Below are 23,682 nucleotides of genomic sequence, written 5' to 3'. Positions count from 1 at the left end.
ATCTCATTGCTTAATTCTTAATTAAGATTATCATGGAACCAAGTCTTTGTATTTTAACTTTCCCTCAATATTATCAAAATGGTCGGATAACGTTTAATATTGTTGTTATTCCGAGAAATTTAAATCCGTTGTTGCCCTTAGAAGCCGGCTTGCCAGCTTTTGCAGATACAGAACTTCTATTTAAAGCTATGGTTATAAATAGCTTGGATGGATTACCCCTGGCAGGTAATGCATTAGAGTCCTCATCATTAATAATTGAAAACCAAATTACATCAAGTCGCGAAATTTGGGAGGCATTAAAAACTCAGATGGAACTTACTGATGGGATGAAAATCAGCGATGCAGAATCGGGAAAAGCAGAGCAGCGTTCAGGAGATGCCCTTGATAGATATAAAAATGTTTCCATTAGAAAATATTTGCCCGACAGTTATCGCAGCTCTTTTAATTTCGTAAGAGCAAGAAGTAAGTATGCGGTTACTGGAGATGAATACAGTTGTGCTATAAAAAATAAAAACACAGAAAACACAGATAAAAATACTCAAAGAGATGTTTTGTCTTGGGGGAAAGTAACTGCACTTTGTTTAAGGAATCCTGCGTTGGCAGAAAAGGCAGGTTTAATTTATAAAGCTTCAATCGCTGTTAATGATGCGGCAAATCTTTTTGAAAACGGTGGTTGGCTTTATACAGGTTTTGCAGCTGGTAGTGCTTTCGAAGGTTTAGATGGAATGAAATATGCAGCAAGAATTCCAGCTTTGAAAGGGCTTAATGAACGAGTACTGTTTTCTGCAGTACAATTTCCAGTTGCTCAAACCGCCGTTAATAATGTTGGTTACGATGAAGTTTTAAAAGATGCAATTGTTTATGATGATGGTTTCGCTAAAATCGTTCATGCCAATCAGCCTGTTAATCAAGATTTGCTCCAAGAAAAAGATAAATCTAACCCTCCGTTAAAAGATGTTGGTATTCGTTTAGGGTGGGATGATGAGCAGATTGCGATTTGGTATAATCGCCAAATGCTTAAAAAAGAAGAGGAAAGTGGAAGTGATGTTGATACACCACTTGGCGTTTTTGGCTATCGGGTAGATGTTCGGAAAAAGGGTGAGGAGCAATGGTTATCTCAAAATAGTTTAATTCTTCAACAAAATACAGCCCTAAATAATGGGCGAATTATTATTTCAGAGGCTGGAGAAATTGTAGAACCAGGAATAGAAGTTCATCCTTCGGCACATGGAGACTCGAAAGGAGCAGGTTTTTGGTTGCCAATGTACTTTAGTAGCTGGATGGGGAAACCAATTTCAATCGCAGATAAAGATGCTGAAGACATTAATATGCTGCATCCTGATAAAATGATCAAACCTCGACCAGATATTGATAATACGATAAATTCTATACCAAAAAGAACATTTCATCCTTATGCCGCTGATCCAAGAAATAATATTCCCTTGGTTTATGGAAACGATTATCAATTCAGGGTTAGATTAATGGATATTTCTGGTGGCGGACCAGCTGTTACAGAAAAGGCTTTAAACGGTGGAGAAAAACCTGTGGCAGATTTACATTTCAAAAGACACATTGCTGCGGGTGCTCTAAAAATTACAAACATTAGCAGCGTTTATGATAATCTTCCTTCAACAACAGTGGCAGATATTAAAGACACCAGTATTTTGCAAAATCTGATTACGCTTGATAACCCTGTTTTGAAAATTCAACGCCCTTTACTAGGCTATCCTGCTGTTGTTTTTACAGGTAAGTATAATAATGTAATTGATAAACTGAAAGCCATTTTAAATGATTTACCTGCAGATGAAAAAAAGGGTATTGATATTGGTTTATCAGATCCAGATGTATCTTCATTTAAGGTACAAGTCGAAATCAAAAGCTTAGAGATGGATAATGGCCGTTCTGAGAATGGTAAAGAATCATACATTGTTCTCTACCAAAAGGAGTACAACTTCGATGAAGGCAACTTTGATAATGAAGTTTTACTTAACATCGTTCATAAAGATGAAAAGCAATTAACTTTTACCGAAGGTTATAACGATACAGGCGCTGATTATGATTTGGTTTTACCAACATCGAGGCATATTCGCTTAACTTTTATTCCAATTATTAAGCACGCAGATAATGATTATGCAGACTTAAGTATTGCCGAGGGGAAAAGAATAACCTTAACTTCTTATCAGCCAGGAGTTGATGAAACAGGATTATTGTCGCCAATCGATGGCGGGTTTAAGGCAGTTTATTTACAACCAGAACATGCTGTAGATCAGCATCAGATTAAAACTTTTAAAAATAAAATCACTTTACAGTTTGTAAAAAGTAATACTCCAGTGGAGCTGAGTAGACTTGCTGATGCTTTTAACATAACGGCTCATAATTTAACTTTAGAAGGTGAAAAAGGTAAGCGATTACAGTTTGGCTGTTCCAAATTAATGAGACATTCCCTTGCTCCAGATTCTTCTTCTATATCTTTTTCATCTCAGGCAGAATTGTTTAATCGATGGATAATTGGTGTTGATTATACTTTACTCAGAGATTGGGCCTGGGATGGTTTGGAAAAAGAAAGTTTCTACATTTACAGAAAATGGAAAAGAGAAGGTGAAGTTTCGTTTAGCAATGAGGTTTTAGCAGGAATAATTAATGTATCTGATACTGTAGCAATTAATGCACTTCATGAGCCTGAAAGAACGTATTCCAGACTTTTGTTTTTGGATGCTTTTGATCCGAAAGAGGTTGATTCTTTATTGCCGCCAGAAATAATTATCAGTTACCGTATAGAAGTTCATTTTAAAACGAAAGGGATTCCATCTGTAATTGATCCAGAAATTAAGGATAAAGAAATTCATCTTCCAGTTACTATAATTCCTGCACAGATTCCAAAATTGGTTTCAGCAGGTATTGCCTTGTCACCTTATGTTTCTGATGAAGAAAAGTATAGATCAACAGATTTAAGACAAAGATTTCTTTGGCTAGAAATGGAAGAAGGCCCGAGAGATCGTAACGACACTTACTTTGCCAGAGTACTATCAAATGCTCCTGATCCATTACTTTGCAGTATAAGTGAGGAGTTAAAAACTTACGATCCCGTTGATGCTCCTCTAAATATTAACGATGAGAAAATAAGGACGATTATTCCAGGAATGGATAATGATTTTGCTGGAATGGGAGCCATGCAGGAATTACTACGTGGGGACGATAATTCTGGTAAATCTAATTTTTATATGCTGCCTCTGCCTCCAGGCTTACATGCAGATAGCGATGAACTTTTTGGCTTTTTTAGTTATGAGATAAGATTAGGTCATAAAAAAGAGTTGTGGAGCACCGCTCAAGGCAGATATGGCAGGCCTTTGAAAGTGAACGGTGTGCAACACCCAGCACCAAATTTATCGTGTAATGTTATAAGAAGAAAAATACCACTTTTTGAGAAAAAATTAAAGGACGTTTTAGTTGCCAATAAAGTAGAACGTTTGCGAAAGGATAGCAGACAAATATTAGAAAAACCTTCAATTAATATTGCCTTTAAAAATGAAGTGGTTATTACTGCACAATTCGCAACCGCCGTATTAAATGGTAAAAATATAACTGCTAATCCTCCGCAAACCAGTTTATGGTACATGTTATATGCGCAAGTACGTCAGGCAGATGGCTTATCTTATCGGAATTTATTGTTAAGCTCGGGTTACATGCCTTATCTACCTCCTAAAAGGAGGGTTTTGGCTAAAAATGATGTGGTTTCAAAGGAAGAAGGTGGAAAAACAGGAATTGCAATTTTAAAGGTAGAAGATATTCAACAGCGATTAGTAGAACTTGGTTTGCCTAAAGAAAACAGCTTAAGCGTACTCTGTGTTGAGATGTTTCCAATGGATAATATGTGGCATATAGAAGGTGGAAAACATGATTATGCAAATGCTGAAAGACTTGCCGAACCGTTAAATCCTTTGACAACTGGACTAGGCTCTTATAGAATTTATCGAACCTCGCAGCTTGTTCCTGTGGCAGAAGTATGTTGTGATGATTGTTAGTGTTAAAAAAGGTGTTCAGTAGGCACCTTTTTTAAAAAGGATACTTAAATAAATATTTTTCATCAGATATATTAATTGAAGTTTATTAAATCGATACACTATTGCAGCATAACTAATCTAAACCCAGAAATATTTTATTTTCTATTGCGTATTTAACCAGAGTTGCGGTGTTGTTTAAACCAAGTTTATACAATATATTTTTTCGATGTGTATCTACTGTTCTTATACTTAAAAAGAGTATATCAGCAATTTCTGCATTTGTATTTCCATCAGTAATAAGTTTAACAATTTCTATTTCTCTTGATGAAAGTATTTTTTGATTGCCCTTTTTAGAATAATCTTTGTGTCCGCTTAAAAATTCTTCAAGCACGTCTTGTATTTCTGTACTAACATAATATCGCCCATTAGAAACCTCATCAATTGCTTTAAATAGGGTCTTATCATCTGTATTTTTAAATAAATAAGAATTTGCTCCAGCCTCGAGCATACTAAGTACACTCTTTCTGTCGGCAGACATTGATAAAACGATTACTTTTACATCAGGAAAATCTGTTTTGATGACTTGTAAAGTTTGATAACCATTTAATAAAGGCATATTAATGTCAAGGAGTACAACCTCGGGCTTATCCTTTTTAATAAGTTCTATGGCTTCTAAACCATTATTTGCTGTAGCAATTACATTAAAATCGGTGCGAACGGCCAAAATAAGCTTTAAGCCGTTTATCATCATATTATGATCGTCTGCAATAAGTATTTTAACCATTAATTTAGAGTTTTTATTTTTTTTGCCTTAAGGTTTATTGTAATTGTTGCAGCTAAACCTTTTCCAGCTTCTGTATCAATATTAATTTCTGCCTTAATTGCATGGATATGAGCTTCTATATTAGACAGACCATAACCTCGTTTGGCTCCAAAATAATCGAAACCTTTTCCGTCATCTTCATACAGCAAAATTACTTTATCATTTCTGCTAACAATAGAAATGTATATGTTCTTAGCTTCGGCATGTTTTATTGTGTTATTAATCAGTTCCTGGCAAATTCTATACAAAGCATATTGTTGTGTTTTCTTTAAAATGGCATTGAAACCTACATCATCTAAATAAATTGTAATGATTTCCAGTTTGTTAATATTGCTTGTTAAATCATGCAATGCAATAATCAAACCGTTTTCATCCAGCGTCTTAGGACTTAAGTTAATCAAAGTATTTCTTAAAACATGCAATGCCTGATCTATATATTGTGCGGATAATTTTCTTAGCTCTCCACTTTCTATCATTTTATTTATATCACCAGCCAATAAATAATGTTTTAGCGATGATAATTTTAAACCTAAATCATCGTGAAGATCATCCGCAATCCTTTTTCTATCTTCTTTTTGGAAAGTAATCATCTGTCTCAACTGCAAAACTTGCATTTGCTTAAGCCATCTCAGGTATAAAAACAGAACAAGAATTCCTATTAAAATTAAACTAATGATTATGCCTGTAATAAACCACCATTTTTGCCAAAAGGGTGCGTTAATGGTTATTGCCATTACCGTTTTATTATTACTCATTAGGTCCGTTATTTGAAAAATGTATGAACCAGATGGCATATTTGGGAATCGTAATTCGCTATTTCCTGTTACAATAACTTCCCTATTATCGTAGCCTGCCATTTTATATTTTATTTTCCTTTGTAAGGGATTGATATAATCCATGGAACTAAAACCTATCGTTATCGTATTTTCATTGTGATTTAAGTTTAATTTCTTTGCTGTTAGCGAATTTCCTGCATTTTTATAAGGCTTATCATTAATTTGAATAGATACAATTTTAGGACAACCAATGCTTTTAAACGGGACTGTTTTTTGAGGATTGAAAATGTTTACACCATTTATGCCTCCAACAGCAATCTGATTTTCTGATAACTTTGATATGCAACCAACATTAAAAACCATGCTCTGTAAACCATCAGAAGTTGTGTACTTAATTGTTGTTTTTTTTAACGTATTATAAAAATATAAACCATTATTAGTTCCAATCCATAAATTATTGTGCTCATCAGTAATTAGACTAGTGCATTTCGCGTCAATTAAAAGCTCTTCTTTTTCCGAAAGTTTTTCAATATTGTACTTTAGTAACCCTGCAGTTGTGGCCAGATATAAGTATTTGCCAATAACCGCTTTTCCATTTGTTGCGTATGGTGTTCTTATTGTTTTATGCTCAAATGTAAACTGGTTATGCTTTACGTCGAATAAATACATGGCTGTGTAATAAGTTTGAATCAATATTTTATCTCCAGGCAACTGAATTAATTGCTGAACATTTGGCCATGTTATTGATTTATTAGGTTCATTTAGCAGGTCGAATCGGATCGTGTTATTTTTACTAATCTGAACTCTTGCAATTCCAAACTCCGTGGCTGCAAACAAGCTATCCTTGCCAAGTTTTAGCATTTGATGGATATCAACCTTTCCTTTAAAATTGTTCGAAAAAATCGCCTTCAAAGGGATGAATTTATTTCTGTTATATTGAAAAAGATAAAATGCACCGTTTGCTAGTTCAATTAGTACATTATTATTTTCTAACTGAATTAATTTGTTAATACCCAAATGCTGAAATTCTGTGCTAAGAGTTTTCGATAAATCGTGATTGTAAATTTTAATCCCCGAATTTTTAGTTGCACACCAAATTTGATCCTTTAATTTTAATATGGCGGTTATATTATTATCCTTATTTTCCGCTTTTGTTACATATCTGGGAAAAATTACCTGATTTAAATTTGTGTAATCGAGTCCGTAACCGTCAATACCTAAAAAAAGATTGCTTTTACTGTCAATATAAATCCTTCGGATGTAATTTGCTGAGATACTATATGGATCGCTTTCAATGTGTTCATAATGATTTATGAAGGTTTCGGTAACTAAATCGAAAATTAATAAACCGCTGCCATTTGTACCTACAAACAACAAGGGCTTATTTGGATACTTGGCTATAGCTGTACAAACGATGTTTTTTATTTTAACATGCGAATTGAATACTTTGTAAGTACCATTTATGAGGTTTAATTTTATTAAACCTTTCTCTCCAGCTAACCACAATAATGTATCTGATGCAATGTAAACATCTTCTATATGGGAAATGAGGCTGTTTTTATTAGATGATGGCATGAAATATTCAGTCGCACTTTTTTCTTTTCCATCTTCAATTCTATTGATGTAAATTCCTTTAACACCGCGGCTTATAAACCAGTTTAGCTCTTGATAAAATGGTTTTGGCTTAAACTGGTAACCATTTGAAAATTCTGTTATTTTAATTAGCTGTTTATTCTTGCTATTGTGTTTGTAAATATTACCTGCCAGATAAACCCAAAGATTATCGTGCTTATCGATGTAAAAAGGGAAGGAGTAATAGTTTTGTTGTAAATCTGGTAGCGAAAAATTATATAAACTGAAATTATCCGTTTTCTTATTATACTTTACCAGATTACTTTGAGAACCGATTATTAAATCTCCATTTTTGTCTTCAATAATATTTGTTAGATAATTGCCAGGGATATTTGACTGGTTAACCTTCGTTTTTTTATAGGTGATACAGTTTGTTCCATCAAATCGGTTAAGTCCATTTTCTGTACCAATCCATAAAAAGTCATCTTTATCGATATGGAGGGCCCTTACTGTTGGATCACTCAAGCCATTTTCTTGTGTTAAATGCTTAAATAAGAGCGTTTTTTTGTTTTGAGCTGCGCTATTCTGAATGGCAAATATCAAAACCATCAGACTTATTAATAATCTGGTAGTTTTAAAATTAAGATTGATTTGCCCGACCATCGAATTTAGTTGTTGCTGCTATAAAACAACTAAATCTAGTGAAAAAAAATTTTGTTATTGGTTTGAATATCAGTATTTAAAAGTAAAAAATGCAAATGTGTTTTCGTTTTAGCATCATTTATTTTTGATTAGTAGATTGTCAATACTCCATTTATAAACCGAGGTTGTAGAGAGTAATAATGCGCCAGCACTTGCAGAAAAAACTGAATAATTAAACGGGGCCTTTAAGCCTAAAGAAATAGCCATACACAACGCAAAACCAAGCAAAAGTGCGAAACTACCAATTGCCGATAATCTGGTTTTAAAACCAATTATTAATAATATTCCGAATACGGCTTCTGAAACTGTAGCTATTAATCCTAAAATATCAGATAGTGAACGGCTTAAAAAAGGGACTAAGATATGTGTGTAATCCAGAAAGCTTTGCCAGTTTCCCCATGCAATATTTTTACCATCAGCAGGACCAAGCCAACCCAGGCGATCTATTACTGCATAAATAAAAGCTATGCCAAGTGCAAATCTTAAAAAGAGCTGAGCATAATTAAGTTGATTTTTCATGTCGTTAACTGATTGATAATTATTTAAGGTCAAATTTCTAACAATAATTTTAGATAAAAATTAATCTATATTAAGAAAATAAAATAGCTAACGGGAAATAAAAAAGGGATAGACTAATTAAAGTCTACCCCATATCTAAACCCAAACATGCGCTCAAACATGAATGAATCAATTATGAAACAAATGTATTAATTATTGGTTTCAACTAATTAATTTTATGGTAAAAATTAGGATATCTTTATAATAAAGGTTGATTTTTACTCAAATCTTGTTATTTAATATTCAAGGCTAAAAAAGCCAATGCGGCTAAAGTAGAGCCTATAATAGGGCCAACTATTGGTACCCAGGCATAAGACCAATCGCTATCGCCTTTACCTTTCATTGGAATTAAACTATGTATAATTCTTGGGCCTAAATCTCGTGCAGGATTTATTGCATAACCTGTTGTACCGCCTAAGGCTAAGCCAATTACCCAAACCAAAAACGCAACTGGAATTGCGCCCATAGAACCAAGGCCGATTGGTGTAACTTCTTTTGTGCCCAAAGTTGCATCAGTAAAATAAAAAATAACGAAGATTAAAACAAAGGTTCCGATAATTTCAGAAAATAAGTTAGAAATCTTGTTTCTAATTGCAGGAGCTGTTGCAAAAGGAGCAGCTTTCAAAGATCTGTCATCTGTAGCATCAAAATGATCTTTATACGTTATCCAAACCAGTAAAGCACCAAACATGGCGCCGCTAATTTGAGCAATAATGTAAAAGGGTACTTTAGCCCAATCAAAACCTTTTCCAATAGCTAAACCTAATGTAACGATCGGGTTTAAATGTGCGCCACTATGTGGCCCCGCTACTACAACACCTACAAAAACAGCAAGCGCCCATGCTGTAGTAATTACAATCCAGCCACTATTGTTGCCTTTTGTGCCTTTTAGTACCACATTGGCAACTACGCCATTGCCTAATAAAATCATGAGGGCTGTGCCTATAAATTCTGCTAAATATGCATTCATATTAATAAGTTTTATCGTTAATCCTCGGCGCAAACTCTGGCAGCTTTTACAGCTCTGTTCCAACCTTTAATTCTTTCAGTATTGTCTATTCCATATGGTGCGGAGAAGGTTTTATTAATTTTCCACTGCGATCGAATTTCTTCGATGCTACCCCAAAAACCAGTAGCTAAGCCCGCAAGATAAGCCGCCCCAATTGCTGTAACTTCAGTAACTTCTGGACGAATAACCTTGCTTTGGAGCAAATCGGCCTGAAATTGCATTAAAAGATCATTTGCTGTTGCACCACCATCAACTCTAAGTTCAGCAATGTTTACACCAGCATCGGCTTCCATAGCTTTTAAAACATCCATAGTTTGATAGGCAATACTTTCTAATGCTGCTCTTGCAATATGCGATTTGTTTGTGCCCCGAGTTAAACCTGTTATGGTTCCACGGGCATGCTGATCCCAGTGTGGAGCGCCCAAGCCAGCGAACGCGGGTACTATATAAACACCCTGTGTATTAGGAACCTTTTTTGCCAGAGTTTCTACATCAGCAGATTTTGAAATTAATCCCATTTCATCTCTTAGCCATTGTACAACCGCTCCGCCAATAAAAATACTACCTTCAAGTGCATAATAAACTTCATCTTTAATTTTCCATGCAATGGTAGTTAAAAGGTTGTTAGCCGATATTTTTGGCTCTTTTCCAATATTCATTAGCATAAAACAGCCTGTTCCATAAGTGTTTTTAACCATTCCAGGTTCAATGCACATTTGTCCGAACAGAGCAGATTGCTGATCGCCAGCAATACCTGCAATTGGCATTTTTGCAGCTAAAATGTTTCCTGCTGTTTCGCCATAAACCTCGCTCGATGATTTTACTTCAGGTAACATTTGTTTAGGAATGCTAAATAAATCAAGTAATTCATTATCCCATTCTAAAGTATGGATGTTATAAATCATTGTTCTTGATGCATTTGTAACATCGGTAACATGCGTTTTGCCTGCAGTAAGTTTCCAGATTAGCCAACTATCAATAGTTCCAAAGGCTAATTTACCAGCTTCTGCTTGCTCTCTTGCGCCCGCAACATTATCTAAAATCCACTTTGCCTTGGTTGCAGAGAAATAAGAATCGATGATTAGGCCAGTTTTTTCCTGAATTTTTTGAGCTAATCCTTTACCCTTAATTTCGTCGCAATAAGCCGATGTACGTCTGTCTTGCCAAACAATGGCGTTGTAAACTGGAATTCCAGTTTCCCTGTCCCATACAACGGTTGTTTCTCTTTGATTAGTTATGCCTATCGAATCTATATCTCTTGCTGCCAAACCTGCCTTAACAATAACTTCAGCAGCAACTGATAGCTGAGTTGTCCAGATTTCCATCGGATCGTGCTCAACCCACCCAGCCTGAGGATAAATTTGGGTAAATTCTCTTTGCGCAATTGCCACAATTTCTCCGTTGTGATTAAAAATAATTGCCCTCGAACTTGTTGTTCCTTGATCAAGAGATAAGATAAACTTGCTCATAATGTTAAATTTGGTTAGGTATCATCAGGCCGAAGCCGTTTCTTTTTTATTGTTCGGTTGGTAAATATAACCTAAGGCCAATTTATTAAAAATTTCAACCTGGTTATCTTCCCAATCTTGGTCTGCGTTTAATTCTTTTGCTAAAATAGATGCAACTTTTTTACTCATTTCTATCGCTGCTTGTGCGTCAATAAATAAAACCCTTAATCTTCGGCTTAAAATATCTTCAACAGTTTCAACCATCTCATTTCTGATTGCCCAAGTAACCTCCGCTTCATTATAAGGAAAATGGGGGTGAAGTTTTTTGCCCAAAGCTGGATTTTCTGCTATCATCGCTTCTATTTTAGATCGGTCGGTACCATAAATGTCAAGATAATTTCCATCTCTAAGATCGATGCAACCATGTATTTTTAAGGTTTTTGTTATACAATCTTTAGGTGGTAAACCAGCTTCACTAATTGCCAGATTAACGGTTTCTTCAGCCATTCGACGATAAGTTGTCCATTTACCACCTGTTATAGTGATTAAGCCTTTTGCAGAAACGATTAATTTATGGTCGCGACTGATTTCCTTAGTGCTACTTCCATTGGTTTTAGAAGGAGCGGCGAGTGGTCTTAAACCAGAAAATACGCTTAAAATATCATTTGCAGTTGGTTTATGATTAAAGTATAATGATGCCGTAGCCAGAATAAAATCAACTTCTTCTCTCAAGGCTCTTGGTTCCAGGCTATGCTCATTTAAAGGAGTATCTGTGGTTCCAATTAATAAATGTTTATGCCATGGAACTGCAAATAAAACCCGTCCATCAGAAGTTTTTGGAATCATTAATGCCGATTCGCTGTTTAGGAATTTCTTATCCAAAACAATATGAACACCCTGACTAGGTCGAACCATATTTTTAGATTTCGGATCGTTCATTTTTAAGATGTCATCAACAAAAACACCTGTAGCATTTATTACGATTTTTCCAATAAATGTCGATTTTTTATGTGTTAAAGCGTCTTCTGTTTCAATTCCATTAACGGTTGCTCCCGTTTTTTTTAATGCTGTAACTTTGGTGTAATTTAAAAGGGTTGCACCATTTTTAATTGCAGTTTGCGCAATATTTATGGCTAATCTCGCATCATCAAATTTACCATCGAAATACCTTATTGCGCCTTTTAAGCCTTTCGATTTTATTTCAGGTATTATGGCTAAAGCTTCTTTTTTTGATAAAAACTTAGATTTTCCAAAGCTGTATTTTCCTGCAAGCCAATCGTATAAAGTTAATCCTGTTAAGTATTTGATTACTGAAAACCAGTTGTAGCAAGGGATTATAAATTCTTCTTTATTTACAAGATGAGCAGCATTTTGTCGTAAAAATCCGCGTTCTTCTAAAGCGTGCTTAACCAATTTAATATCGCCTTGAGCTAAATAACGTACCCCGCCATGCACCAGTTTTGTACTTCTACTTGATGTACCTTTTGCAAAGTCAGCCTGTTCTACCAGTAAAGTTTTGTAACCACGACTTGCTGCATCTAAAGCTGTACCTAAACCAGTAGCACCACCACCGATAATAATGATGTCCCATATTATGTTTTCTGAAATTACGGGATTATGATTTCTCTTCATTTAAAGCAAAAGATAATAAAACGAAACAATACGCAATTATAAGTAATCGTAATCGGAATAATATTATGTATGTGTTAAAAAAATATCATCTAATTTATTTAAATGCTTTAGCAAATTGTTTATTTTGTGGCTCTGCAAAAACATATCTAGTTATTATGATGAATTTAGCTGAAAGGCACCAGTTGATTTTAAGCCGTTTACAACGAGATCAATATATAAATGTTGTTGATTTATGTAAGGAATTGAAAGTTTCGTCTGTTACTATTAGAAAGGATTTAAAACTGCTTGAAGACAAGAGCCTGCTTTTTAGAACACATGGTGGTGCAACAATGAATAATCCGTACACTGTTGATCGACCAGTTAACGAAAAAGAAAAAATACAATCATCAGAAAAAAATAAAATTGGTGCAGCGGCCGCTGAATTATTAAATGATAACGACTCGATCGTAATTGCCTCTGGAACAACAGTATTATATTTTGCCAAAAATATTCAGCCAGCAATAAATTTAACAGTTGTAACTTCTGCATTAAACGTAGCATTAGAGCTCATGCGGGAATCGACGATAGAAGTAATACAGCTTGGAGGCTTGCTACGTAAAAGTTCATCATCAGTTATGGGGAGTTATGCGGAGCAAGTTTTACAGGATTTTTATTTTAATAAGCTCTTTTTAGGTGTAGATGGAATTGATTTAGATTTTGGTTTAACTACAACGAATGCTATGGAAGCCCAATTGAACCGCAAAATGATTAATGCTGCGCAAAAAACAATTGTACTTGCCGATTCTACAAAATTTGGGAAAAGAGGCTTTGGTAAAATCTGTGGATTAGAGGAAATTGATCATATAATTACCGATAAAGGAATTTCTGAACAAATTGTAAAACATTTAGAAGGTTTAGGTGTTACTGTTACTATCGTATAAAAATAATTTCGATATTTAAACCAAAACAATAATTTGAACCATGTCAAAAAAACGTATACACATTTTAGAAGATGATCAGGAAATCAGAAATGTAATTGAAATTCTTTTAAAAGAGGAAGGATTTGAACTTCAGCTTTCATCAACATTTTCAGAGCTTAAAAAAAATATTCAGGATGCAATGCCTGATTTGTTTTTGCTTGATGTAATGTTGCCTGATGGAAATGGAGCTGAAATCTGCGAAGATTTAAAAACGGATATTTTTACTAAACATATCCCAATCATAGTAATGTCTGCACAAAATAATAGCGAACAAAAAGCTATAGATGCATTTGCTGATGATTATATTAGTAAACCTTTCGATATTGATGAAGTGTTGAAAAGGATAAATGCTCAAATAGATAAAAGCAGAGCTGGAAAACCAGAAAATGCTTAAATAAAAAAGGAGACAATTTAATTGTCTCCTTTTTTATTTTAATGTCTTCCTCTTCCACGTCCTCTATCATGATGATCTCTTCCACGAAACTCGTGGCCTCTGTTTACCACTTTATAGGTTTTAAAAGTTCTTCTTGGTTCGCTATGAAAAACTCGGTTTCCTCTTCCATAGTAATTAGCTTGGGTTGCATACCGAACACTATGCGAATTGTAGTTTCTATATGGGTTATTGCCATAAACCACAACTTTTCTACCTCGATTTAAGTTATATCCTCTATATCTCGCTGGTAGATATCTTGATCTTGTCCATCTGTTACCACTTAAATAAACAAACTGCCTTTGTGGTACATAATAATAAGATTGTACTTCGGGTAAATAGTAATAATTAACGTTTTGGTAACCAGCAGGAACCCATGCAGGTTGTGTACCAATGTTTACATTTAAACTTACTTGAGCGTTAGATTGATTTGATGTTAAAGCAACGATACCTACAATCGCCGAGATGATTAATAACTTTTTCATAGTAATCTAAATTTAATTTGTGTGTATTAATACAAATTCAAACGCTGTGCCAAAATTTCTATTGTAACAGATTTATAAAAAAAGGAGTTTCGACAGAAACTCCTTTTAGATAACCAACTATATTAATTAGTGACGGTCCTTACCACGTTGACCGCCATTTCGTTCTGGCCTGTTGTTGTCTTTGTTATTTCCACGGCCATTGCTTTGTTGCTGGCGAGTTGGTTGATTCACTCTTGTAACAGTTTTTTGATTACGGTTTGGTCGGTTGTTATTTACACCTACAGTTTTATTAACACTATAGTTCGGATGTCCTTTTACTACGTAATATTTAGTATCTCTACTATCTCTTATAATTGTTTGACGACCGCCATAGTTTTTGAATTTGCTATATCTGGCAACATATACATTGTTTCTTAAATACGGCTTTGGCTCGTTTATAACAACTTTATAAGAGCGGTACAAATCGAAATTGCCAAATTGTGCAGGTAAACTATTCGCCCAAATCCAACGGCTTCCATTTAAGAAAATGTATTGACCTGATGGAACATAATAGTAAGCATTAATATCTGGGAAATAATAATAGTCTACATGATTATATCCAGTTGGGCCCCAAACTGGTTGTGAGCCAATATTTACATTTAAGCTAACCTGAGCTTTTGCATTGTTTATGCTGAATAATGAAACCATCAGAACTGCAGCAAATAATACTAACTTTTTCATAATCTTTTAATTTAAAGGTTTCTTGTGTGTGTTAATTATTGAAATAGACACAAGCATTACATACTAGTTTAAGTGTGGCAATCCGTTTTAACATTCTTTAACTATATTTGCCAGCACAATACACTTAAAGGCATCATTTTAATATGAGTTTAGGGACAACCGAAAACAATTACGAACTCGTTTCAGGACTGGAAATTCATGTTCAGTTAAATACAAACACTAAAATATTTTCTGCTGATAGTGCATCTTTTGGTGCTTTGCCCAATCAAAATATATCTGCAGTTTCTTTGGCTTTACCAGGTGCTTTACCGAAGCTGAATAAAGAAGTTGTAGCAAAAGCTATTCGAATTGGTCTGGCTTTAAATTGTACAATCAATCAAATTAACCATTTCGATAGAAAAAATTATTTCTATGCCGATTTGCCAAAGGGATATCAAATTACACAAGATAATCAGCCTATTTGTGTAAACGGATATTTGGAGGTAGAACTTGCAGATGGTTCGTTAAAAAAAATCGGCATTAACCGTATTCACTTAGAGGAGGACGCAGGAAAAAGTATTCATGATCAGGATGATCACTATTCTTTAGTTGATTTAAATCGTGCAGGGGTACCACTAATTGAGATTGTTACCGAACCAGATATTCGCAGTGCAGAAGAAGCCTCAGCTTTGCTAAGCGAAATTAGAAAACTCGTTCGCCATTTAAATGTGAGCGATGGAAACATGGAAGAGGGCAGCTTACGTTGTGATGCAAATATTTCTATCCGTGAAAATGGTAGTACTGAATTTGGAACACGTTGCGAAGTTAAAAACTTAAACTCAATGCGTAACGTACGTAGAGCTATGGAATTTGAATTTAAGAGACAGGTTGAGGTAATTTCTAGTGGAGGAGCCATTATACAAAGCACCTTAAATTTCGATGCTGATAAAGGAACAACCTCGCCAATGCGAACCAAAGAAGAGGCAAATGATTATCGTTATTTCTCTGACCCAGATTTGCAACCCATTTACATTTCGGATGATTGGCTGGCGGAACTAAAATCTGCTATGCCAGCTTTGCCAAATGAAATATCGAAGAAAATGGTTAGCGAATTCGGAATCAGCAAGGCTGATGCAACATTATTTGCCGAAGATTTAGATTTACTAAATTACTTTAATCAGGCTCTACCAGTTGTAAATACTAAAAAAACGCTTATAAATTGGTTAATTGGACCAATAAGAGCCGTTTTAAGCGATAAAGGAATTACTATAGTTAATTATAAAGTAACACCTGAACAATTGGCTGCTGCTATAAATTTAGTTGATGATAAAAAGCTAACACAACAAATTGCCATACAAGAATTATTACCTGTAATAGAACAAAAAGAAAATGTAAACGTTGCTGATTTAGCACAATCGCTAAACCTTTTAATTTCTGAAAACAGTGATGAGCTAGGTAGCTTTATTGATGAAGTGTTAAATAAATACCCACAACAGGTAGATGCGTATAAAAAAGGCAAAAAAGGCGTTTTAGGATTGTTTGTTGGCGATGTTATGAAGTTGGCCAAGGGCAAAGCTGATGCAAAAAAAATAAATGAATTAATACTTGAAAAACTTAAATAATGAGATTAAAAAACTTTAGCCTGATCGTACTAATTGCGATTGCTTTCACAGCTTGTAAACCAAAAGATAGTTTTACAATTGATGGTACTTTTAAAAATCCAGGAACGGAAAAGAAAGTATTTTTATATGGAATGCAAAGCAGCCAGATGGTTGCTATTGATTCAACCAATTTATCAGAAAAAGGCGAATTCAAATTTATTCGTAAAACTCCGTCTGTCGATTTTTTCCGTGTTTCTGTTGGCAACCACGAATTTATGCTTATTGCTAAAAACGGCGATGAAATTAAGCTAGAAGCAGATTTAGCTGATAAAACAATGGCTTATAAAATTTCTGGCGCTAATGAAGTTGAGAAACTATCAGAATTAAATGCAATTAGAAACACTTATGCTAAGCAAGTTGAACAATTGCAAGCCGATTTTGAGAATAAAGTATCTACACAACCTCAAAATAGAGCGGCAGTTTTGGAAGAATTAAAGCCACGTTACGAATCATATACTAATCAGTTAAATTCGGCCATCATTAAATTTGCAAAGGATAACAAAGGTACTTTAGCTAGTTTTTATGCAATGAATACTTTAAGCCCACAAGAATTTGAGGCAGAATTAGTGAAGTTTGCAGATGAGGTTAAAGAAGAAATAAAAGGGAATGCAACTGTTGATGCTTTCGTTAAACAAATGGCGTTGCTGAAAACAGTTCAGGTTGGCCAGGTTGCCCCAGCTTTTACAGTTAATACTGCGGATGGAAAACCAGTTAGTTTATCTGATTATAAAGGAAAATACGTTTTGGTAGATTTCTGGGCGTCATGGTGTCAGCCTTGCCGACAAGAAAATCCTAATGTAGTTAAGGTTTACAATAAGTACAAAACTAAGAATTTTGATATTATAGGTATTTCGCTAGATACCGATAAAGCAGCTTGGTTAAGCGCTATCGCGGCAGATGGTTTAACTTGGACACATGTTTCTGAATTGAAAGATTTTAATGGAGAAACAGTTAAAAAATATCAAGTTCAAGCAATTCCAACTTCTTATATAATTGATCCAGCTGGGAAAATTGCAGCAAAAAACCTTCGTGGCGAAGAGCTTGAAGCGTTTTTAGCAAAAACGTTACGTTAAAAGAAAATCAATGTTAAACTAATTTAAGTTATTAACAATTTCTTAACTTAGGCTTAACTGAAAATTACATCAGAGACACTACTTTCGTAACAAATATTTAACTATGAACAACGCAGGTCAGAAAATATTAATTGTTGATGATGAACCAGACATTCTGGAATTAATTGAATATAACCTTAAGAAAGAAGGTTATCAGGTTTTTACAGCGTCGAATGGTCAAGAGGGAATTACAGTTGCCAAAAAAGTTCATCCTGATTTAATTATTCTGGATATTATGATGCCAAAGATGGATGGAATTGAGGCTTGTCGTTTAATGCGTGCAATCCCTGAATTCAAAAATACATTTATGGTTTTCTTAACCGCGAGGAGCGAAGAGTACTCAGAAATTGCAGGTTTTAACGTTGGAGCTGATGATTATATTGCTAAACCAATTAAACCAAGAGCTTTAGTTAGCCGTATAAATGCTATATTAAGAAGAAACTCTGGCACTGAAGAGTTATCAGAAAATAAATTAGAAATAGGCGATTTGGTTATAGATCGAGAAGCCTATTTGGTTTTTCAAGGTGGTAATAAAGTGGTTTTAGCTAAAAAAGAATTCGAATTATTGTATCTATTAGCATCTAAGCCAGGAAAAGTTTATACCCGAGAATCTATTCTTAAAAACATTTGGGAAGATTCGGTTGTGGTAACCAATAGAACAATTGATGTTCACATTCGTAAACTACGCGAAAAATTAGGCGAAACTTATGTGTCAACAGTAAAAGGTGTTGGTTATAAGTTCGAGTTATCTTAAATATTAAAATCAAAATATTAAGGCCGAAGATTAATTAATCTTCGGCTTTTTTTGTTTGTTTAAATTTTGTTATTATATTGTATTTCAAGTAATTAAAATAAAATACTATGTCTGAGAATGCAATTAATCGATATAATTTTACAGCAGATTGGGGAGGGAGTAGAATTGGTTTTACCGAAATATCAGGATTGGATATTGAAATAGAGGCTGTTATTACGAGGGATGGCTCAAGTCCTGTAGATAGTGGTAGAAAGATTCCTGGTATTCGAAAATTTTCAAATATTATTTTAAAAAGAGGCATTGCCAAAAACGACAATGATTTCTTTAATTGGATTAACACAAAAAGTATTGGAAATATAGAACGAAGAAACATCACCATTAAATTACTTAATGAAGATCATGAGCCCATTTTTATATGGATGGTAAAAAATGCTTTTCCAGTTAAATATAGCGGTCCTATTCTAATTTCAAATGATAGTGAAATAGCATTAGAAACACTTGAGTTAACGCATGAAGGCTTAACCGTAACCACTCCATAATTGATATACAAGTTTTGAAATAATCTAAAGGGTTTTGCTAAAACTTTATTCATATTATCCGAAAAATTTCAGCACCCTTTAAATAATTGATGTTTTCAAAGCTTCTTATCGATGGTCAGCTGCTTTATCTGTGGCTAATCCTTAGTGCAATTAAAATAAATCCGTATTTTTGCGGTTCATTAATAACAGCACAGTTTGAAGTACCCAAATTTTAAAGACCTTATTCTTTTCGAAGACAACGATTTTATCGTAATCAATAAACCACCATTCTTAGCATCGCTTGATGAAAGAGGTGGATCTGGTGAAACCAATGTTTTGCGTTTAGCCAAGCAATATAGCGATGATGCACAGGTTTGTCACCGTTTAGATAAGGAAACTTCAGGAGCTTTAATTATTGCAAAAAATCCAGAAGGTTACCGCCATGCATCGATGCAGTTTGAAAGAAGAAAAGTTGATAAAACTTATCACGCTGTTGTAGATGGCCACGTAATTTTCGACGATCTAACTGTCGATTTGCCAATTTTAAACGACGGAAATAAAAATGTAACCATCGATAGAGCAGAAGGTAAAAGAGCAGAAACTATTTTCAATTCTTTAAAATATTACAAGCACTACACTTTGGTAGAGTGTAAACCAATTACGGGTAGAATGCACCAGATTCGTATTCACCTGGCTACTCAAAGAGCGGCAATTGTTGGTGATGATATGTATAAGGGTAAACCTGTTTTTCTTTCATCAATTAAAAGAGGCTATAAATTAACCAAAGGCGAAGAAGAACAACCAATTATGAAGCGTTTTGCTTTGCATGCAAGGCACTTGGTTTTTAAAGGTTTGGATGATAAAGATATTGTAATTGATGCACCATATCCGAAAGATTACGCAACCCTAATTAAACTTTTAGATAAGTTTGATGCATAAATAATTAAGTTAAATATTGCCTCGGCGTTCACTTTTAGCTACATTTGGAACATTCGCTCTATATTAAAAAACAAGAGAATGTATATCCGTTTTGTAAATTACCTTGATAAGATTAATCAATACAGAAAATCGAAAATATCAAACCGTAATTTCTTAGTCATCCTAGCTGTAATTGTTGGTGTTTTAGCTGGATTAGCTGCCGCGGCTTTAAAAAGTTTAACGCATCACATAGAAGAATTTCTGCAATCAGACTGGCATTGGAAATACAAATATTATCTGTATTTCATATTTCCAATGATTGGTATTTTGCTAACGGTTTTATACATTAAGTATTTTATCAGAAAAAGTAAATTTGAAACTGGGCTAACACCATTACTTTATGCCATTTCAAAAAAATCGAGTAGAGTAGAAGCACACAATATTTATTCTCAAATAATAACGGCTGCAATTACCGTTGGTTTTGGTGGCTCAACAGGATTGGAGGCGCCAATTGTAACAAGCGGTTCGGCTATTGGTTCTAATTTAGGTCGATTTTAGGACTGTCTTACCGAGAAATTACCATGCTTGTAGCTTGTGGTGCAGCAGCGGGCATTGCAGGCGCTTTTAATAGTCCTGTCGCAGGTATTGTTTTTGCAATCGAAATTCTCTTACCAGAATTTACGATTCCAGCGTTTATCCCATTATTATTATCAGCTGCAACAGCTGCCGTTGTAGCAAGAATATTTTATACACAGCAACTATTTTTTCTCGTAACAGAAGGCTGGCAAATCAATGCGTTATTTTACTATGTTCTTTTGGCAGGTTTAATAGGCTTATTTTCTATCTATTTTACTAAAGCTAACTATGCTGTAAAAGGGTTGTTCTATAAAATCAAACATCCATATACAAAAGTTGTGGTTGGCGGTTTAATGCTTGGCTTTTTAGTATTCCTTTTTCCTACACTTTATGGAGAAGGTTATATTACGATGAAAAATTTATTAAGAGGAGATTACCTGGCTGTAATTAACAACAGTATTTTTCAAGATTATAATACTATTCCAGCATTGGTTGTATTGTTTACGGTGGTAACAATTTTTATGAAATCGATTGCTACTCTAATTACATTGGGTGCGGGTGGTAATGGTGGTACCTTTGCACCAAGTTTAATTATGGGCGGTTTAATTGGATTTATTTTCGCTTATACCGTAAATCTTTCTGGAATTGCACAGTTAAATGTTTCTAATTTTATTGTCGCTGGCATGGCTGCTGCATTAGGATCGATTATGCACGCCCCATTAACAGGTATTTTTCTGATTGCCGAAATTACGGGCGGTTATATATTAATGGTTCCTTTGATGATTACTACTGCGATTTCTTACGCCATTAATCGTAGCTCACAAAAACACTCTATTTATACTAAGGTTCTTGCCGATAAAGGAGAATTGCTTTCTCATGAAGATAAAGATACAACGGTTTTAAATCAGATGAAATTGAAATATTTGATTGAGAAAACTTATCCCCAATTAAATATGAATGATTTGATTTCATTAAAAATGAATGAAATAGTGCAATCGCATAAAAATATTTGTGCTGTAACCGACGATTTAGACGATTTTAAAGGTATTATCTATATGGAGGAATTGTTTAGCGAAATGGTAAACAATCCTGATAAGGAAACTTTGTTAGCTACAGATTTAGTACAGCCAGCTCCAATTACAATATTGGAAAATGAAGATTTAAAAACTGTATTAAAAAAAATGGAGCAAGAAAATGCATGGCTTTTACCTGTTGTTGATGAGGCTAATCGATACAGAGGATTTGTATCTAAAACTGCAATTTTTAATAAATACAGAGCTTTACTAATGCGGCAGAACGATTACATGGGGTAAAACCTCAAGCCTCTAAAGCGGACTTTTGACTTTCCTCTGTTCATGTAGGTCAACAATTATTATAATAAAAAAAGTTGAAATAAATTAAGATAAATCTCAATATTTCAACTTCCTTTATTTTAAATCTCGCTAATAATTCCTCCTTTTAGAGGGCTAGGGAGTATCAGCTCTTTTCAATCCAAATTTTTCGATCTTACTATATAAATGACTTCTTTGAATATCAATTTCATCGGCAGTTTTTGATACATTCCAGTTATTTTTCTCCAACTTAAATTTAATAAATTCCTTTTCTGCGTGATCTTTATAATCCTGGAAATTATTAAAACTATCAAAAGATGATGACATACCTGAACCGTTGTTATTATTTGCAATTTGTGCACTTGTTGCGGCACCAATATTGGTTCCACCACCTGGGTTAGCAAAAGCACGTACATCATTTTCCGTGATTACTTTATCACTTAAAATAATTAAACGTTCAATCATATTGTGCAGTTCACGTACGTTTCCTGTCCAGGGTAAAGCCTGCAAAGCTGCCATACCGCCGTCGTTAATTTTTTTAACAGGCATTCCGTAATCATTACAAATGCTATCTAAAAAGTTTTGTGCAATAACGGGGATATCATCTGTACGCTCTGTTAAATGCGGAACATGGATATTAATTACATTTAATCGGTGGTACAAATCCATACGGAAATTACCATCTTCAATTTCTTTTAACAAATCTTTGTTGGTCGCCGCCAAAACACGAACATTTACGTCAATTTCTTTTTCGCCACCTACACGAGATATTTTATGCTCTTGTAAAGCCCTAAGCACTTTTGCCTGCGCAGAAAGGCTCATATCGCCAATTTCATCCAGGAATAAAGTTCCGCCGTTAGCCAGTTCGAATTTTCCGATACGTTGCTTTACAGCTGATGTAAAGGAGCCTTTTTCGTGACCAAATAATTCACTTTCAATTAATTCTGATGGAATTGCCGCACAGTTAACCTCGATTAAAGGACTATCAGCACGGTTTGACTTTTCGTGTAACCATCTTGCAACCAGTTCTTTACCACTACCATTGGCCCCAGTTATTAAAACACGAGCCTCCGTTGGAGCAACACGTTCAATGGTTTCTTTTATTTTAGAAATACTTTCGGATTCGCCTAAAATTTCACGGGTTTTACTGGCTTTACGCTTTAAAACTTTGGTTTCTGTAACTAAAGTTCCACGGTCTAAACCATTACGAACAGTGATTAATAAACGATTTAAATCAGGTGGTTTCGAAATAAAATCAAATGCGCCTTTTTTGCTGGCCTCAATGGCGGTTTCAACCGTACCGTGACCAGAAATCATAATGAACGGCAAATCTGGCTTGATAATTTGTGCCTGTTCAAGCACTTCCAAACCGTCCATTTTATTCATCTTGATATCACAAAGAACGAGGTCGAAATTACCTTTTTTAATCATTTCAAGCCCGTCGATGCCATTATCTATGTCTTCAACGTCGTAATTTTCGTACTCTAAGATTTCGCGTAAGGTACTTCTTATTGCCCGCTCATCGTCAATAATTAATAGTTTGGCCATTTAATATTTGTTTATGCTAATTGAGTTACGAATATATTATTTTTTAATTAATGTATAGTTTTTTATACAATGATTTAGGCTATAAACGAGAAATCAATGAAAAGGTTTTATCAGATTTGAAATAATATCTGAGTTTGGCTGTAAGTTTATTTATACAGGTTTTTATTTAA

The 23,682-nt window shown here is 34.4% G+C and carries 19 protein-coding genes; 10 read left to right on the top strand and 9 right to left on the bottom strand.

Annotation, left to right across the window (positions count from 1 at the left end):
* Positions 1–32 precede the first annotated feature (32 nt).
* Entirely contained in the window at positions 33–4,022 is a 3,990-nt protein-coding gene (locus tag ABD692_RS07130; protein ID WP_344765994.1) for a hypothetical protein, read from the top strand.
* Positions 4,023–4,134: 112 nt separating this feature from the next.
* Here ABD692_RS07130 and ABD692_RS07125 read toward each other — a convergent pair whose 3' ends face one another.
* The 6 genes from ABD692_RS07125 to ABD692_RS07100 all read right to left on the bottom strand — a co-directional run bounded on the left by ABD692_RS07125 (position 4,135) and on the right by ABD692_RS07100 (position 12,521).
* A complete protein-coding gene (locus ABD692_RS07125; RefSeq protein WP_316760806.1) occupies positions 4,135–4,785 on the bottom strand; it encodes a response regulator transcription factor in 651 nt (216 codons plus the stop codon).
* Positions 4,785–7,781: a ligand-binding sensor domain-containing protein gene (locus tag ABD692_RS07120; RefSeq protein WP_344765993.1), complete on the bottom strand. Its 2,997-nt coding sequence runs from the start codon at positions 7,779–7,781 to the stop codon at positions 4,785–4,787. The genes ABD692_RS07125 and ABD692_RS07120 overlap by 1 nt, the downstream gene beginning before the upstream one ends.
* Before the next feature lie 168 nt (positions 7,782–7,949).
* Entirely contained in the window at positions 7,950–8,393 is a 444-nt protein-coding gene (locus ABD692_RS07115; protein WP_316760801.1) for a TQO small subunit DoxD, read from the bottom strand.
* Between the two features lie 271 nt (positions 8,394–8,664).
* The gene (locus ABD692_RS07110) at positions 8,665–9,402 is read right to left on the bottom strand and encodes an MIP/aquaporin family protein (protein WP_316760799.1); all 738 of its coding nucleotides are present in this window, start codon (positions 9,400–9,402) and stop codon (positions 8,665–8,667) included.
* Positions 9,403–9,419: 17 nt separating this feature from the next.
* Positions 9,420–10,910 carry a glycerol kinase GlpK gene (glpK, locus tag ABD692_RS07105; protein WP_344765992.1) on the bottom strand — a complete coding sequence of 497 codons (1,491 nt, stop codon included), beginning with the start codon at positions 10,908–10,910 and terminating at the stop codon, positions 9,420–9,422.
* A 24-nt stretch (positions 10,911–10,934) separates the two neighbouring features.
* Entirely contained in the window at positions 10,935–12,521 is a 1,587-nt protein-coding gene (locus ABD692_RS07100; RefSeq protein ID WP_344765991.1) for a glycerol-3-phosphate dehydrogenase/oxidase, read from the bottom strand.
* A gap of 155 nt (positions 12,522–12,676) precedes the next feature.
* Between ABD692_RS07100 and ABD692_RS07095 the strand changes: the two genes are divergently transcribed.
* A complete protein-coding gene (locus ABD692_RS07095; RefSeq protein WP_316760791.1) occupies positions 12,677–13,441 on the top strand; it encodes a DeoR/GlpR family DNA-binding transcription regulator in 765 nt (254 codons plus the stop codon).
* Positions 13,442–13,481: 40 nt separating this feature from the next.
* Positions 13,482–13,874 (top strand): response regulator transcription factor, encoded by a 393-nt coding sequence (locus ABD692_RS07090; RefSeq protein ID WP_316760788.1) that lies wholly within the window; start codon positions 13,482–13,484, stop codon positions 13,872–13,874.
* Positions 13,875–13,912: 38 nt separating this feature from the next.
* Here the strand turns inward: ABD692_RS07090 and ABD692_RS07085 are convergent, their stop codons facing one another.
* Positions 13,913–14,395, bottom strand: a complete 483-nt coding sequence (locus ABD692_RS07085; protein ID WP_316760785.1) for a hypothetical protein — start codon at positions 14,393–14,395, stop codon at positions 13,913–13,915.
* Positions 14,396–14,521: 126 nt separating this feature from the next.
* Positions 14,522–15,115, bottom strand: a complete 594-nt coding sequence (locus tag ABD692_RS07080; protein WP_344765990.1) for a hypothetical protein — start codon at positions 15,113–15,115, stop codon at positions 14,522–14,524.
* Positions 15,116–15,258: 143 nt separating this feature from the next.
* On the opposite strand from ABD692_RS07080, the gene gatB reads away from it, so the two are divergent.
* The 7 genes from gatB (at position 15,259) to ABD692_RS07045 (ending at position 21,946) form a co-directional block, all read left to right on the top strand.
* Complete coding sequence (gene gatB, locus ABD692_RS07075; RefSeq protein WP_344765989.1) at positions 15,259–16,716, top strand: Asp-tRNA(Asn)/Glu-tRNA(Gln) amidotransferase subunit GatB; 1,458 nt, start codon at positions 15,259–15,261, stop codon at positions 16,714–16,716.
* The gene (locus tag ABD692_RS07070) at positions 16,716–17,828 is read left to right on the top strand and encodes a redoxin domain-containing protein (protein WP_316760776.1); all 1,113 of its coding nucleotides are present in this window, start codon (positions 16,716–16,718) and stop codon (positions 17,826–17,828) included. The genes gatB and ABD692_RS07070 overlap by 1 nt, the downstream gene beginning before the upstream one ends.
* Before the next feature lie 103 nt (positions 17,829–17,931).
* Positions 17,932–18,621 carry a response regulator transcription factor gene (locus tag ABD692_RS07065; RefSeq protein WP_316760773.1) on the top strand — a complete coding sequence of 230 codons (690 nt, stop codon included), beginning with the start codon at positions 17,932–17,934 and terminating at the stop codon, positions 18,619–18,621.
* A 107-nt stretch (positions 18,622–18,728) separates the two neighbouring features.
* Positions 18,729–19,160 carry a phage tail protein gene (locus tag ABD692_RS07060; protein ID WP_316760769.1) on the top strand — a complete coding sequence of 144 codons (432 nt, stop codon included), beginning with the start codon at positions 18,729–18,731 and terminating at the stop codon, positions 19,158–19,160.
* Positions 19,161–19,355: 195 nt separating this feature from the next.
* Positions 19,356–20,078, top strand: a complete 723-nt coding sequence (locus tag ABD692_RS07055; protein ID WP_316760765.1) for an RluA family pseudouridine synthase — start codon at positions 19,356–19,358, stop codon at positions 20,076–20,078.
* Positions 20,079–20,156: 78 nt separating this feature from the next.
* Positions 20,157–20,615 (top strand): chloride channel protein, encoded by a 459-nt coding sequence (locus ABD692_RS07050; protein ID WP_344765988.1) that lies wholly within the window; start codon positions 20,157–20,159, stop codon positions 20,613–20,615.
* A 23-nt stretch (positions 20,616–20,638) separates the two neighbouring features.
* Positions 20,639–21,946 carry a chloride channel protein gene (locus ABD692_RS07045; RefSeq protein ID WP_344765987.1) on the top strand — a complete coding sequence of 436 codons (1,308 nt, stop codon included), beginning with the start codon at positions 20,639–20,641 and terminating at the stop codon, positions 21,944–21,946.
* Between the two features lie 153 nt (positions 21,947–22,099).
* Here the strand turns inward: ABD692_RS07045 and ABD692_RS07040 are convergent, their stop codons facing one another.
* Complete coding sequence (locus ABD692_RS07040; protein ID WP_316760759.1) at positions 22,100–23,512, bottom strand: sigma-54-dependent transcriptional regulator; 1,413 nt, start codon at positions 23,510–23,512, stop codon at positions 22,100–22,102.
* Positions 23,513–23,682 lie beyond the last annotated feature (170 nt).

The organism is Pedobacter ginsengiterrae, from assembly GCF_039537385.1.
Taxonomy (GTDB): domain Bacteria; phylum Bacteroidota; class Bacteroidia; order Sphingobacteriales; family Sphingobacteriaceae; genus Pedobacter; species Pedobacter ginsengiterrae.
The sequence above is the reverse complement of the archived record's forward strand: the minus strand, read 5'-3'. Positions and strand labels throughout refer to the sequence as shown.